Origin of the sequence: Streptomyces sp. RFCAC02, assembly GCF_004193175.1 — a bacterium.
Lineage (GTDB): Bacteria > Actinomycetota > Actinomycetes > Streptomycetales > Streptomycetaceae > Streptomyces.
On sequence record NZ_SAUH01000001.1, the window covers coordinates 1,382,121 to 1,395,603 of the forward strand.

At 75.9% G+C, this 13,483-nt stretch carries 13 protein-coding genes, 1 pseudogene and 1 riboswitch; of the genes and pseudogenes, 10 read left to right on the plus strand and 4 right to left on the minus strand.

The window, feature by feature from the left end; genetic code table 11:
• Nucleotides 1-60 precede the first annotated feature (60 nt).
• From EMA09_RS06235 to EMA09_RS06245, 3 genes are all read left to right on the plus strand, one after another.
• On the plus strand, nucleotides 61-1,242 hold the full coding sequence (locus tag EMA09_RS06235) for a hypothetical protein (protein ID WP_129839676.1): 1,182 nt from the start codon (nucleotides 61-63) through the stop codon (nucleotides 1,240-1,242).
• Between the two features lie 87 nt (nucleotides 1,243-1,329).
• On the plus strand, nucleotides 1,330-1,971 hold the full coding sequence (locus EMA09_RS06240; protein ID WP_129843865.1) for a class I SAM-dependent methyltransferase: 642 nt from the start codon (nucleotides 1,330-1,332) through the stop codon (nucleotides 1,969-1,971).
• 160 nt (nucleotides 1,972-2,131) lie between these two features.
• The gene (locus tag EMA09_RS06245; protein ID WP_129839678.1) at nucleotides 2,132-2,905 is read left to right on the plus strand and encodes a DUF5336 domain-containing protein; all 774 of its coding nucleotides are present in this window, start codon (nucleotides 2,132-2,134) and stop codon (nucleotides 2,903-2,905) included.
• A gap of 54 nt (nucleotides 2,906-2,959) precedes the next feature.
• On the opposite strand, the gene EMA09_RS06250 is transcribed toward EMA09_RS06245, so the two are convergent.
• Nucleotides 2,960-3,805 (minus strand): aminoglycoside adenylyltransferase domain-containing protein, encoded by an 846-nt coding sequence (locus EMA09_RS06250; protein WP_129839680.1) that lies wholly within the window; start codon nucleotides 3,803-3,805, stop codon nucleotides 2,960-2,962.
• A 236-nt stretch (nucleotides 3,806-4,041) separates the two neighbouring features.
• Between EMA09_RS06250 and EMA09_RS06255 the strand changes: the two genes are divergently transcribed.
• The 3 genes from EMA09_RS06255 (at nucleotide 4,042) to EMA09_RS06265 (ending at nucleotide 5,597) form a co-directional block, all read left to right on the plus strand.
• Entirely contained in the window at nucleotides 4,042-4,689 is a 648-nt protein-coding gene (locus EMA09_RS06255; RefSeq protein WP_129839682.1) for a maleylpyruvate isomerase family mycothiol-dependent enzyme, read from the plus strand.
• 244 nt (nucleotides 4,690-4,933) lie between these two features.
• Nucleotides 4,934-5,284, plus strand: a complete 351-nt coding sequence (locus EMA09_RS28850) for a hypothetical protein (RefSeq protein ID WP_240796257.1) — start codon at nucleotides 4,934-4,936, stop codon at nucleotides 5,282-5,284.
• A gap of 13 nt (nucleotides 5,285-5,297) precedes the next feature.
• On the plus strand, nucleotides 5,298-5,597 hold the full coding sequence (locus EMA09_RS06265) for a DUF6087 family protein (RefSeq protein WP_129839684.1): 300 nt from the start codon (nucleotides 5,298-5,300) through the stop codon (nucleotides 5,595-5,597).
• Nucleotides 5,598-5,892: 295 nt separating this feature from the next.
• Here EMA09_RS06265 and EMA09_RS06270 read toward each other — a convergent pair whose 3' ends face one another.
• Genes EMA09_RS06270 through EMA09_RS06280 form a run of 3 tightly spaced genes read right to left on the minus strand, consistent with a single transcriptional unit; the run spans nucleotide 5,893 to nucleotide 9,002 of the window.
• A complete protein-coding gene (locus EMA09_RS06270) occupies nucleotides 5,893-6,957 on the minus strand; it encodes a prenyltransferase/squalene oxidase repeat-containing protein (RefSeq protein WP_129839686.1) in 1,065 nt (354 codons plus the stop codon).
• The gene (locus tag EMA09_RS06275; RefSeq protein WP_129839688.1) at nucleotides 6,957-7,679 is read right to left on the minus strand and encodes a class I SAM-dependent methyltransferase; all 723 of its coding nucleotides are present in this window, start codon (nucleotides 7,677-7,679) and stop codon (nucleotides 6,957-6,959) included. The genes EMA09_RS06270 and EMA09_RS06275 overlap by 1 nt, the downstream gene beginning before the upstream one ends.
• A gap of 39 nt (nucleotides 7,680-7,718) precedes the next feature.
• Complete coding sequence (locus EMA09_RS06280) at nucleotides 7,719-9,002, minus strand: glycosyltransferase family 4 protein (RefSeq protein WP_240796258.1); 1,284 nt, start codon at nucleotides 9,000-9,002, stop codon at nucleotides 7,719-7,721.
• A gap of 201 nt (nucleotides 9,003-9,203) precedes the next feature.
• Between EMA09_RS06280 and EMA09_RS06285 the strand changes: the two genes are divergently transcribed.
• From EMA09_RS06285 to EMA09_RS06300, 4 genes and pseudogenes are all read left to right on the plus strand, one after another.
• On the plus strand, nucleotides 9,204-9,953 hold the full coding sequence (locus EMA09_RS06285) for a glyoxalase (RefSeq protein ID WP_240796259.1): 750 nt from the start codon (nucleotides 9,204-9,206) through the stop codon (nucleotides 9,951-9,953).
• Nucleotides 9,954-10,015: 62 nt separating this feature from the next.
• A riboswitch (cobalamin riboswitch) is annotated at nucleotides 10,016-10,097 on the plus strand.
• Nucleotides 10,098-10,249: 152 nt separating this feature from the next.
• Entirely contained in the window at nucleotides 10,250-11,665 is a 1,416-nt protein-coding gene (locus tag EMA09_RS06290; RefSeq protein ID WP_129839690.1) for a prenyltransferase/squalene oxidase repeat-containing protein, read from the plus strand.
• A gap of 1 nt (nucleotide 11,666) precedes the next feature.
• On the plus strand, nucleotides 11,667-12,308 hold the full coding sequence (locus EMA09_RS06295; protein WP_129839692.1) for an SCO2322 family protein: 642 nt from the start codon (nucleotides 11,667-11,669) through the stop codon (nucleotides 12,306-12,308).
• Nucleotides 12,305-13,440 (plus strand): annotated as a pseudogene (locus EMA09_RS06300) (CbiQ family ECF transporter T component). Before EMA09_RS06295 ends, EMA09_RS06300 begins: the two are co-directional and overlap by 4 nt.
• Nucleotides 13,441-13,483: the final 43 nt, after the last annotated feature.

Here is a 13,483-nt window from a genome sequence, read left to right on the forward strand (position 1 = left end):
TTCCGTCTTCCCCACTTGTCCGGTTCCGGGTGGTGTTTCCCACAGCAGCGAGGAGATCCGATGTCGGTCACGGCGTCCCTGCCGGGCCTGCGGTCCACGCCCCTGGTCATCGCCGCGGACGGTTCGTACGCGGCCAGGCTCGTCGCGGGCGACGGCCGCGACGGCTGGTACCCGGAGCGGTGGACGCTCGACGGGCCCGAACCGTACGCGGTCCGGCTGCCCGGCACGCAGCCCGAGGAGCCGGACAGCGCGCTGATGCCGCTCGCGGACGGGCGGGTGCTGATCGGGCGGCGCGCCGACGGGCGGTGCCACTTCTCGCTGCTGTACCCGTCGGGTCCCGAGACGGGCGAACTGCCGCTCGGCTCCGTCGAGTGCGCGGGGCTGACGCTGGTCCCGCCCGCGCCGGACGGGACCCGGGTGTACGCGCTGGTGCCGCGCGTCCCGGTGCACGCGGGCGACGAGGTCGCGGGCACGGCGCTGTGGCTGGTGTGCGGCGGCGCGTACGGCCCGGAGCTGGTCACCGTGCTCGCGGGGCGCTGCTCGGGCGGCGCCTGGCTGGACCGGCACGGGCGTCTGCTGGCGCTGGACCGCACGGACGCCCTCGGCCGCACGCGCGCCGTCACCGTGGACGTGGAGCACGGCGGCGAGCCGGCGGAGCTGCTGCGGATCGCGGAGGGCAGCAACGACCGGCTGCTGCTCGCCGATCCGGACAGCGGGCTGCTCGTGGTGCGTTCGGACGCGCCGGGCGGGGAGCGCGTGGGGTGGGGGGTGCTGGGCAGCCGGCGTCCCGTGCGGTTCCCGGAGGCGCTGCGGGAGGACGACGGGATGCGGGTGGTGCCGTTCGCCGCGCAGCCGGGGCAGGTGCTGGTGCCGGAGGACTGCGGGGTCGCGGTGCGTGTGGCGACGCCGGAGGCGCAGTGGGTGGGCGTGTGGCGGCCGGGGCAGCGGGAGATGCGGCATCTGGCGGCCCCCGTCGGGTGGTTGGCGGGCGCGGGGCGGTGGACGGCGGACGGTGAGCTGCTGCTGCCGTTCAGTACGCCGCAGGTGCCGTGCGGGCTGGCGCGGCTCTCGGTGCCGGCGGAGCGGGGGGCGCGCGCGCCGCGGGTCCACGAGCCCGAGGCGGTCGCGGCGCCGCCCGTGACCGATCCCGGGTACGGGCCGTACGGCGATCCGGCACCGGGCGCCCGGCCGGTGACGAAACCGGTGCCGCTCCAGCAGGCGCCCCTGGACCAGACCGGATGACGCACCCCCCGTGCGCGCCGCCGCCGGACCGTACGGCAGCATGTCCCGGACAGGCCGGGTACCACAGGGGGCAGCGTGGCCGAGGACATGCCGAAGGACGCCAGGGTGTCCGCCGCCTTCGAGGCGGCGAAGGGCTTCATGCCGCCCGGTGAGGACGCCGCCCTGTACGCGGCGGCCCGCGATGCGGCGCGGCTCGGCCTCCCGCTGCTGGAGATCGGCACCTACTGCGGCAAGTCGACGCTCCTCCTCGCGGACGCGGCCCGTGCCGCCGGCACCGTGGTCGTCACCGTGGACCACCACCGGGGCAGCGAGGAGCAGCAGCCGGGCGAGGAGTACCACGACGAGGACCTCCTCGACGCGGCGGACCGGGCGCGGATGGACACGCTGCCGGAGTTCCGGCGCACGATCGCCGCGGCCGGCCTGGAGGACCATGTGATCGCGGTCGTCGGCCGTTCCGCGCGGGCGGCGGCGGCGCTCGGGGGCCGGTTCGGCCTGGTGTTCGTCGACGGCGGCCACACGGACGCCGCCGCGACGGCCGACTACGAGGGCTGGGCGCCGAAGCTCGCCGTCGGTGGGCTCCTGGTGATCCACGACGTCTTCCCCGACCCGGCGGACGGTGGCCGCGCGCCGTACCGGATCTGGCGGCGGGCGGTGGACTCGGGCGCGTTCGAGGAGGCCGGCGGCCGTGCTTCACTGCGTGTCCTGCGGCGTACGGGGGCCGGCGTCTGACCGGCGTGGGGGAACCGTGGTGCACATCACGGCGTCATCACAAGCGTGTCGTGTAGGAAACAGTCCCCACTCCCCGGACCACCGGCACCTGCGGCGTCCCTAGGATGGGGCGCGCCCCACCCGACCAGACCATGACGACGAGAACGACGAAGGATCTGACGTGAACAACCGCTCGCTCTCCCGAGGCGACGCAGTAGTGATCGGAGCAGCGGTCCTGCTCTTCATCGCCTCATTCCTCGACACGTACACAGTGGACTACGGGGACTACGGCGGCGGCAGCGATGGCGTGAACGCCTGGGAGTCCGACATCTTCCCCGTCCTGCCGTCGGTCTACCTGGCCGGCATCCTGGGCGCGGCGGCGATCGCCATCTCCCGCTTCATCCCGAACCGTGAGCGCCAGTTCGGCGGTCTGCGCCTGGACCAGTGGGGCATCGCCCTCACGGTGACCTCCGCGTGGGCGGCCCTGTGGTCGCTGGGCGGCGGCTTCGGCGCCGACGTCGGCGTGGGCCTGATCATCGGCCTGCTCGCGGCGCTGGCGCTGGCGGCGGTCGCCGTGCTGACGCCGCTGGTCCCGGGTCTCCAGGCGCCGCTGACGGGCGCCCCGCGGCCGCAGGGCTACGGCCAGCAGCAGCCGTACGGCGGGCAGCCCGGCTACGGCTACCCGGCGCCCGGCACCCAGGGCGGCTACCCCGCCACCCAGGCCGCCCCGGCCACCCCGGCCCCGGCCGGCGGCTCGGACTTCCAGCCGTTCTGGTTCGCCGTCCCGGCGGCCCGTCCGCTGTACGGCGAGGACGGCGCGCCGACGCCGATCGCCGAACTGGCGCCCGGCACCTGGTACCTGGCGGTGGAGCAGCGCGGGCAGCAGCTCGTGGCGCAGACGCAGGACGGCCGCCGCGGCGTCCTGCAGGACACCTCCGGCATCCAGCGCGGCTGACCGGAAGCAGCACACGGAGCGGCGGTGGTCCCCGGACCACCGCCGCTCCGGCGTTCAGCCGGGCAGGCGGAGGGACAGGTCGAGGACCACGGCGGTGAACGCGATGGCGTCACGGACCCGCACGACCGGATCGGCACCGTAGGGGGACGGGCCGGTGGCCGTGCCGTGGCGCAGGCGCAGTGCCTCGTCGATGACGGGGTGCCACACGCTGTCGAGGACGGCGCGGGCGTGCCGGCCGGCGCCGCTCTTGGACGTGGAACGCCCGGTGGCCAGGAGGTGGTACAGGCGCGCCATGCCGAGGACGCACCACTCGGTGATCTGTGCGGAGAGCGCGGCGGCGCGCTCCTCGGGGAGCCCCGGCAGGGCGTCGGCGGCGGCGCGGACGCGCTCCAGGGTGGGCCGCCAGTACGTGTCGAGGTTGTCCCGGGTGAAGGCGCGCAGGCCGGCGGGGTCGTCATGGACGTCGGCCGGGGTGAGGCGCGGTCCGCGCAGGGCGATGGCCCGGTGGGCGAGTTCGTGCCAGGTGACGGGGTCGAGGCCGTGCCGGGCGGCCGGTTCGTGACGCCACTCGGCGACGCAGGGCACGTCCGGGCAGACGGCGGGCGGGGCGGCCAAGTCCGCGCGGGTGATGTGGAACCCGTCGAAGTACGGGCGGGGGTGGGCGTCCCGCAGCCCGTCGAGGACGCTCCCCAGCAGGGCGGTCTCGTCGGGCGAGGGACGGTGGCGGAGGACGGCCGCGAAATCGATGTCGCTGTGCCCCGGACAGTAGTCCCCGTACGTCGGCGAGCCGTGGATGTACAGCCCTTCGACGAGCCCGGGGACGGCCCGGTCGGCGAGCCGCAGATACGACTCGGCGGACCGCAGGATCTCCGGATGCGGGGCGGGATCGGGCAGTTGCACGGGAGGCTCCTGGATCGGCCGGGTCGGCTCGGCGGGGACGGTGCGACAAGCATCGCCGACGGGTGCTTCCCTGTCCCGGCCGCGTGTGGTGCCTCGGGGTCGGGGTTTCGGGAGGTCCCGTCGTGGGCGATGAGTTCCGGCCGGTGTCGGAGTCTCCTCTGCGAACGCCCCGCCGGGCGGAGGTCTGTTCCGGTGTGGGTGTGGCCAAGTGTCGTTCGATACAGGAGTTCCTTCCCATGACCGATGCGGGATCGAAAGCGGAGCTGTGGTCGGCGATCCATGAGGAGCGGGCCGCGCTGGCGGCCGATCTCGCGGGGCTGTCCGACGAGCGGTGGGCGACGCCGTCGCTCTGCGCCGGGTTGTCCGTGCGCGAGGTGCTGGCGCACCTCACCGCCGGGGCGAGCCTCACGCCCGCGCGCTGGCTGGCCGGGGTGATCCGCTGCCGGTTCGACTTCGACCGGCAGGTGGCCGTGCGGCTCGCCGAACAGCTCGGGGCCACGCCCGCCGAGACGCTGGAACGGTTCCGGCGCGCCGTCTCCAGCAGGACGAAGCCGCCCCTGCCTCCGGTGGCCATGCTCGGCGAGACGATCGTGCACGGTGAGGACATCCGCCGTCCGCTCGGCATACGCCGCGCCCATCCGATCGGTACGGTCACGCGGGTCGCCGCGTACTACCGGGGGACCGACATGGTGGTGGTCGCCAAGCGCCGCGTCGCCGGTCTCGGGCTCGTCGCGACCGACGGCCCGTTCAGGTCCGGTTCCGGGCCGCTCGTGACGGGCACCACCCTGGCCCTGGTGATGGCCATGACCGGGCGGGAGGCGTACCTCGACGACCTGGAGGGAGACGGCGTCGCGCTGCTGAGGGAGCGCCGGTCGATGCGGTGACCGGTGCGGGTGCGGTGGTGTCCGTCAGCAGTGCGTCACCCGTATGGCTGGTCCCAGGCATGATCGGAGCACGGGCGGGGGGCCGTCACGCTCCCCGTCCGGGCTCAGGAGTCCTTCGGATCGGCCTGGGGCTGCGGAAGCGATCCGCCAAGGGCACCGGCAGGTCGCTCCGGACGCCACCCGCATCCGCCGATGGATCGACGGCGAACGCCCCCGCCCGCCGGTCCCGGTCCTGCTCGCCACGGTGATCTCCGACGTGGTCGGCCAGCCCTTCACACCCGGTGATCTCGGCTCGACGGCCGCCGGACCCACACTGGACAGCATCCAGGTCCCGCTGCTTACCGAGGCAGCCGCCCAGACCTTGGCCGGATGGACCCGGATGGACCTCTTCCTCGATCGCCGCGACACCCTCAAGATCGCCCTCGGCGCCCACCAAGCGCTGGACGAGGCCGCCCGCGTCGACTCCACGCTCGTGGCCTCCCGGCTCAACACCCTGCTGGACGCCGCCCGCCCGTTCCGGACCGGTGCGGTGGACGAGGTCCGCGCCCGGGCGGCGGATCTCGCCGCAGCCCGGCCGACCACCGTCGCCGCCTGAGACCATCGAAGCCATGGGCAAGCACTCCCGACCCGGACCACCGAACCAGCCGTCCCGTGCGGTTCCCCGCGCCAACGCCGACGACCCGCTCGCGGCCTACCACAGGCGCCGCCGCCCGCCACTGGACATCCACCGCCGGCACCGCCCGCTCCACGGCGGTGGCAGCCACCTCCGCCCCGACGAGCCCCGGGCACTGGAGGAGTGGAACGGGTTCTCCTATGAGCCCGCGGGCATCGCCGCGAACCTCGCGAACGCCGTGCGGTGGGTGAACGAACACACGGCCGCCGCCGACAGCGACGGGGAAGCAGCCTGATCCGGCCGTTCTCACGGCGTGCCGTCGATCCCGGAGTCGGAGCCGACCTTGCGGCGGTAGCGCCCTGGGCCACCTGATCCGACTCCACGCCGAGTGCGGCAGTGCGCTTCTTCAACGTCAGCAGCGGCTTGCCCGCGCGCGGCCACGGTCTCCCGCCAACGCGCGACACAGGCGAACATCCGCTGTGCCTGATGGGCATGGACTGCGGGACGCACGCGAGCCGGAGGGGGACGGCGTCGCGCTGCTGAGGGAGCGCCGGTCGATGCGGTGACCGGTGCGGGTGCGGTGGTGTCCGTCAGCAGCAGTCGGGCGGCAGGCCGGTGGGGAGGGTGGCGCCGGAGAAGACGGTGCGGGTGGCGTGGTCGCCGGTGAGTGCCGCCGCTGCCAGCAGGACCGCGCCCGCCGTCCATGTGGTGCGCTCCTCCGGCCAGATGGCGTCGTCGGCGTACACGTAGCCCGTCCAGTACATGCCGTCGTCGGTGCGGAGGCGGGCCAGGCAGCGGAGGATCTCGGTGGCGCGGCGCGGGAGTCCGGCCGCCCACAGGGCGAGGGCGAGTTCGGCGCTCTCGCCACCCGTCACCCAGGGGTTGGGGTGGACGCAGCGGACGCCGAGGCCCGGCACGACGAAGTCGTCCCAGCGGGCGGCGAGGCGGGCGTGGGCGGCGGCGCCGCGGACGGTTCCGGCGAGGACCGGGTAGTACCAGTCCATGGAGTAGCGGGACTTGTCGAGGAACCGTTCCGGGTGGGCGCGGACGGCGTGCCCGAGGCGGCCGGCGGCCAGCTCCCAGTCCGGCTGCGGCGTGCCGGCCAGTTCGGCGAGCGCGAGGGCGCAGCGCAGGGCGTGGTGGGCGGAGGCGGAGCCGGTGAGGAGGGCGCCGGGGGCGGCGGTGCCGTCGGGGTCGCGGCGCCAGCCGAGTTCGCCGCCGGGCCGCTGGAAGCGCAGGACGAACTCGACGGCGGCGGTGACGACGGGCGTCATGCGGCGGCGGAACGCCTCGTCGCCGGTGGCGAGCCAGTGGTGGTAGACGCCGACGGCCGGGTAGGCGCAGAAGTTGGTCTCGGCGGCGCGGTCGGCGGGGGTGGCCGGGCCGTCGTCGGCGTAGGCGGCGTACCAGGAGCCGTCGTCGTTCTGGTGGCGGGCCAGCCAGTCGTACGCGGCCTCGGCGCGGTCGTGCTCGCCCGCCGCGTCGAGGGCCATGGCGGCCTCGACGTGGTCCCAGGGGTCGAGGTGGTGGCCGCGGAACCACGGTATGCCGCCGTCCGTGCGCTGGACGCGGCCGATGGCGGCGGCGGTCTCGGCGGTCTCGGCGGCGGTGAGGACGCCGGCCGGCGCGGGCCGTTCGCGGTGCCCGAAGGCCATCACCCGCGCTCCCTGGGCTTGGTGGCGTAGGCGACGAACGACTTGCCGATGACCGGGTCGAGGAGGTGCTCGGCGGCGCGGGTGAGCAGCGGGCGCTTCATGATGTCCCACACGAGCAGCTTGTGGTAGGCGCGGACGGGGAGCGACCTGTCGTTGTCCACGCCGACGGCGCACTTGAGCCACCAGTAGGGCGCGTGGAGGGCGTGCGCGTGGTGGGTGCCGTACGGGCGGAGGCCGGCCTCGCGGATGCGGGTGAGGAGTTCGTCGGCGCGGTAGATGCGGATGTGGCCGCCCTCGACCTGGTGGTAGGCGTCGGACAGCGCCCAGCAGACGCGTTCCGGGCCGTGGCGGGGGACGGTGACGGCGATCCGGCCGCCGGGGCGCAGGACGCGGACGGCCTCGGCGAGCAGGCCCTTGTCGTCGGGGACGTGCTCCATGATCTCGGAGACGATGATCGCGTCGAAGCTGGCGTCGGGGAACGGCAGGGCGAGCGCGTCGCCGCGTACGGCGGTCGCCGTCGTGCCGGGGGGTGCCTCGCCGGCCTCGCGCATGGCGGCGAACCAGCCGGCGACCTCGCGGACGTCGTCGCCGTTGCGGTCGAGGGCGACGGTGTGGGCGCCGCGCCGGTAGCAGGCGAAGGCGTGCCGGCCCTGGCCGCAGCCGAGGTCGAGGACCCGGTCGCCGGCGGCGATGGGGAACCGGGTGAAGTCCACCGTCAGCATGTGTCGTTGCGCCCTTCCGGTCGGCTGCGGGATGCGGTGTTACGGCTGCGGTCGGGGGGTGGCGGCGAGCGCGGCCCGGTAGTGCTCGGCGGTGGCGCGTGCGGCCTGCCGCCAGGTGAAGCGGGCGAGGACGCGCTCGCGTCCGGCGGCGGCGAGCCGGGCGCGCAGGGCGTCGTCGGTGAGCATGCGGCCGAGGGCGGCGGCGAGGGCGCCGGCGTCGCCCGGGGGGACGGCGAGGCACGTCTCGCCGTCCGGTCCCGCGACCTCGGGGATGGCGCCGCCGGTGGTGGCGACCAGGGGGGTGCCGGCGGCCATGGCCTCGGCGGCGGGCAGGCAGAACCCCTCGTACAGGGACGGCACGCACGCGACCTGCGCGCCGCGCACGAGGTCGGCGAGATCCGAGTCGCCGACGCCGGTGCGGAAGGTGACGGCGCCGCCGATGCCGAAACGTTCCAGCGCGTCGGCGACCGGTCCTTCCGCGGGGCGCTTCCCCACGACGACGAGGTGGGCCGCGGGGTGTTCGGTGCGGAGTTTGGCGAGGGCCTCGACCAGGTGCACCAGGCCCTTCAGGGGGGCGTCGGCGCTGGAGGTGGTGACGATCCTGCCGGGCACGCGCGGCACGGCCGGGTCGGGGTGGAAGACGCGGGTGTCGGCGCCGATCGGCACGACGTGGACGCGGCCGGGCGGGACGGCGAAGTCGTCCAGGATCTCGCGGCGGGACGCCTCGGAGACGGTGAGGACGGCCGGCAGGCGGCGGGCGACGCGGCGCTGCATGCGCGTGAAGGCGTACCAGCGTCGTACGGACCAGCGGCGGGCGCGCGTCGTGGCGGCGGCGAGTTCGAGGCGGCGGTCGACGGTGATGGGGTGGTGGATCGTCGTGACGAGCGGCAGGCCGGCGCGGCGGGTGGCGCCGAGGAGGCCGGGCGCGAGGGTCTGGTTGTCGTGGACGACGTCGAAGTCACGGCGGCGCGCGATGAGTTCGCGGCGGGCGCGGAGGGCGAACGTCCTCGGTTCGGGGAAGCCGCCGGTCTTCATGACGGCGACCTCCAGCACGTCGATCCAGTCGCGGTACTCGTCGCGGCGCGGTGTGCGGAACGGGTCGGGCTGCCGGTACAGGTCGAGGCTCGGCAGGCGGCGCAGGACGACGCCCTCGTCGAGCACGGGGTAGGGCTGCGCGCCGATGACCTCGACGCGGTGGCCGAGCGCGGTGAGTTCGCGGGAGAGGTGGCGGACGTAGACGCCCTGGCCGCCGGAGTAGGGGTTGCCCTTGTAGCTGAGCAGTGCGACGCGGAGGGGGCGGTCCTCGGCTGGCTGCGTGGTCACGCCCGGCAACTCCCAGGGTTGGTACGACGGCACCGCTACTCGTGGGTATCAACATAGCCCGCGCGGGCGGGGACGACTCCGACGGGGCGCGTGATTCCCGCCACGCGGCGCGGCCCGACTAGTCAAGTTTGACTAGCTGCAGGCGGAGCCGTACGGTCGGGGTCCGCAAGCAACGTGCTCAGCAGGGGAGTTGGGGACCAGGTGGGAGAAGCACCGCCGGAGATGCGCCCGAACGAGACGACGGTGCCGCTGCTGCCGTGCTCGGACGTGCCGGGGACGCTGGCGTTCTACCGTGCCCTCGGCTTCGAGGTCACCCACGAGCAGACCAGGCCGTACGTGTACCTCGCCCTGCGCTTCGGCGGTTTCGAGGTGCACTTCTGCAGGCCGCCGGCCGGCTACGACCCGGACCGGTCGGACGGCGGCGGCTGCCTCGTCGCGGTGGACGACGCCGCGCCGTACCACGCCGCGTTCTCCCGGGCGCTGCGCGCCGCCCACGGCAGGGTGCCGGCGACGGGGCGGCCGCGCATCACGCGGTTCCGGCCCGGCCAGAGCCGGTTCACGCTCCTGGACCCGTCCGGCAACTCGCTGATCTTCGTGCGGCGCGACGAGCCGGCGACGCTGGAGTACGGCGGCTCGAAGGAGCTGAGCGGACTGGCCAGGGTGCTCGACAACGCGCGGATCCTCCGCGACTTCAAGAACGACGACCGCGCCGCGTTCCGCGCCGTCACCTCGTGGGTGCGCAGGCACGGGGCGGACGCGCCGGGCGTCGAACGGGCGCTGGCGCTGGCGGTCCTCGTCGAGCTGGCGACGGCCCTGGGCGAGCCGGCCGGCGAGCCGCTGCGGGAGCTGCGCGCGATCCCGCTCACGGACGCGGAGCTGCGGCGGGTGCGGGACGGGCTGCGCGACGCGGGGAGTCTCGACGCGTGGCTGACGGCGGAGCCGCCGGCCTGAGCGCGGGCGGGTGGGGGCGCGCGGGGTGCGGCCGATAGAGTGACCCACGCAGTTCATCCGCGTATGGGGGAAGCCGGTGCGATTCCGGCGCTGACCCGCAACCGTGTACGCCCCGCCCCGGCGGGCGCGTGAGCCGGGATGCCCGTACGCGGCCGCACTGGCACGTCGGCCGCCACGGTGGCGGCCGCCACCGTCGAGGAGTACGGCGCTGTGCCCGGTGCCCGACGACGCGCGGCGACGATCCGCGACGCGTACGGAAGCCGTGCCGGTGACCGGCACAGTGAAAGGCTTCCCGCGTGCAGAACACCACGCATCACCGTCAGGGGCGGCGGCCGTCCCGTGCGCGCCGCCGTGCCGTGGCCCTGGCCGGCGGTGCCGCGCTGCTTGCGGCCCTGACCGGTCTCGCGCCGCAGGCCGCCTCGGCGGCCGACCAGGTGCCGGACGGGCTGTTCGGTTCGGGCGATCCGCAGGCCGACGGCGTGTGGCGGCAGTCCATCGCGCTGCTCGCGCAGCACGCGGTCGGGGCCACCCCGGCCGACGAGGCGGTGGAGTGGCTGGCGGGGCAGCAGTGCGCCGACGGGTCGTTCCTCGGCTACCGGGCCGATCCGTCCGTGCCGTGCGAGGACGTGTCGGCGGCCGACTCGAACGCGACGGCGCTCGCCGCCCAGGCGCTGGCGGCGCTCGGCGGCCACGACGACGCGGTGGACGCGGCCCTGACGTGGCTCACCGGCGTGCAGAACGCGGACGGCGGCTGGAGCTACAACCCGGGCATGGCCAGCGACACCAACTCGACGGCCGTCGTGATCGGCGCGTTCGTCTCGGCCGGCGAGGACCCGGCCGAGGTCGTGCGGGACGACCACTCGCCGTACGACGCCCTGGGCGCGCTGCAGCTCGGCTGCGACGCCGCGGAGGACCAGCGGGGCTCGTTCGCCTGGCAGCCGGACGCGGAGACCGGCGCGCTGACGGGCAACGCGTCCGCCACCGCCGACGCCGTGCTCGCGCTGTACGGCGCCGGGCTGCTCGTGTCCCCGGACGCGGAGGAGGCGGCGCCGGCCGAGGCCCTGGACTGCGGCACGCAGGAAGAGGACGACACGAGCGGCACGGAGACCGGGGACACCGGGACCGAGGACACGGAGGGCGGGGACACCGAGGAGGGGACGCCGACCGACGGCGCGACCGACCCGGCGGACGGCACGGCCGAGGAGGTCCCCGCGCACATCACCGCCGCCTCGGCGGGCAGCGCGCAGCTCACCGCGCTCCTCACGGCCAACGACCAGCACCTCGTCAGCACGCTCCCCGGCTCCGCCGACGCCGAGCAGCCCGACTACGGCACGACCGTGAAGACGGTCCTGGCGCTCGCGGCCGGCGGCCACCGGGACGCCGCGGGCGCGCCGCTGACCTGGCTGCGCGAGAACGCGGCGGCCTGGCCCGACCTGCAGGCCAGCCCGTCCGCCCTCGGTCTGCTGATCCTCGCCGCCCACGCCACCGACACGTCGGCCACCGACTTCGGCGGCACGGACCTCGTGGCCGCGCTGAACGAGCTGGGCCCGACCCCGGAGAGCGGCGCCGCGTCCGGTGACGAGGAGGAGGACTCGGACACCCTCGCCACGGTGATCGGCGGCATCGTCGGCGCGGTCGTCGTGCTGGGGCTCCTGGCCGTCGCCGGCGGTGTGGTGCGCCGGCGCCGCTCGCACGAGGACGGGAACGCCTGACATGCGGGCGGCGGCGGCCGTGCTGCGGGGGCTCGCCTGCGTCGCGCTGGCCGCCGTCCCCGTGCTCGGGGGCGGCGCCGGCACGGCCCGCGCGGACGGCACGGCGTACCGCTACTGGTCGTTCTGGCAGGCCGGTGACGGGGGCTGGACGTACGCCCTGGAGGGGCCGGGATCGGCGCGGCCGGACGCGGGCGACGTGATCGGGTTCCGGTTCGCGGTGAGCGAGGAGGCGTCCGGGCAGGCACGGCCGCGCACGGCGCCGGACTTCGCGGCGCTCTGCGGCACGGACGACGCGGGCGGCGCGGCCCGGGTGGGCGTCGTCATCGACTTCGGCACGGCGGACGACGCTCCGGACGGCGAGGAGCCGCCGGCCGCCCGTTCCGCGTGCGCGGACCTGCCGGACGGCGCGACCGCCGCCGAGGTCCTCGCCTCGGTCGCCGAGCCGCTGCGCTACGACGGGTCGGCGCTGCTGTGCGCCATCGCGGGCTACCCCGCCCGGGGTTGCGGCGACGCGGTGGGCGACACCGCGTCGGGCGACGAGGGGTCGGGGGCCGGGTCGGTGTGGACCGTGGCGGCCGGTGCCGGCGTCGTCGCGCTGCTCGGCGGCGCCGCGGTCGTACGGGCCCGGCGCGGGCGGGCCTGACCGCCGTGCCCGCCGTCCTCGCCCCGGTGGCGACCCGGAGCAACGCCCTGCACGCGGGCGCGTGGTGGCTGTGGGCGCTGGGCCTCGCGACCGCCGCGTCCCGGACGACGAACCCGCTGCTCCTCGGCCTCGTCATCGCCGTCGCCGGGTACGTGGTGGCGGCGCGGCGGACCGACGCGCCGTGGGCGCGGGCGTTCCGCTACGCGCTGGTCCTCGGGGCGTTCGTGGTCGTGGTGCGCGTGGTGTTCGCGGTGGCGCTGGGGTCGCCGATCGGCGGCACGCGGGTGCTGGTGACGCTGCCGGAGGTGCCGCTGCCGGACTGGGCTGCGGGCGTACGGCTCGGCGGGCGTGTCACGGCGGAGGCCGTCGCGTTCGCCGCGCGCGACGGGCTGCGGCTCGCGGCGCTGCTGATCTGCCTGGGCGCGGCGAACGCGCTGGCCAACCCGGCGCGGCTCCTCAAGTCCCTGCCGGGCGCGCTGTACGAGGTGGGGGTGGCCGTGGTCGTGGCGATGTCGTTCGCGCCGCATCTGGTGGCCGACGTGGTGCGGATGCGGGCGGCGCGGCGCCTGCGGGGGCGGCGCGACCGGGGGGTGCGCGCGCTGGCCAAGGTGGCGCGTCCGGTGCTCGAAGGGGCGCTCGAACGGTCCGTCGCGCTGGCCGCCGCGATGGACGCGCGGGGGTACGGCCGTACCGCCGGTGTGCCGCGCGGCGTCCGGCGGGCGACGGGCGCGCTGACCCTCGGGGGCTCCTCGGGGTGTGCGCCGGCTGCTACGGGCTGCTCGGCACGGACGGCGCGGCGTACGGTCTGCCGCTGCTGCTCGCCGGGGCGGCGGCGTCGGCGGCCGGTCTGTGGCTGGGCGGCCGGCGCACGGCGCGGACGCGGTACCGGCCGGACCGGTGGGGCGCGCGGGCGTGGCTCGTGGCGGGGGCGGGCGCGGCGGTCGCCGCGGTGATGGTGTACGCGGCGGGCGCCGATCCCCTGGCCGTGGACCCGCCCGCGGTGCCGGTGACGGCGCCGGCGTTCCCGCCGCTCGCGGCGGCCGGGATCCTGCTCGGCCTGCTCCCCGCCGCCGTCGCACCGCGCCCGGCCGTGGCGGACGGCGCACCGACGGAGCGTGGACGGAAACGATGACCGTACGACGAAAGCACGACGCGATACGCGCGGGACGACGGCA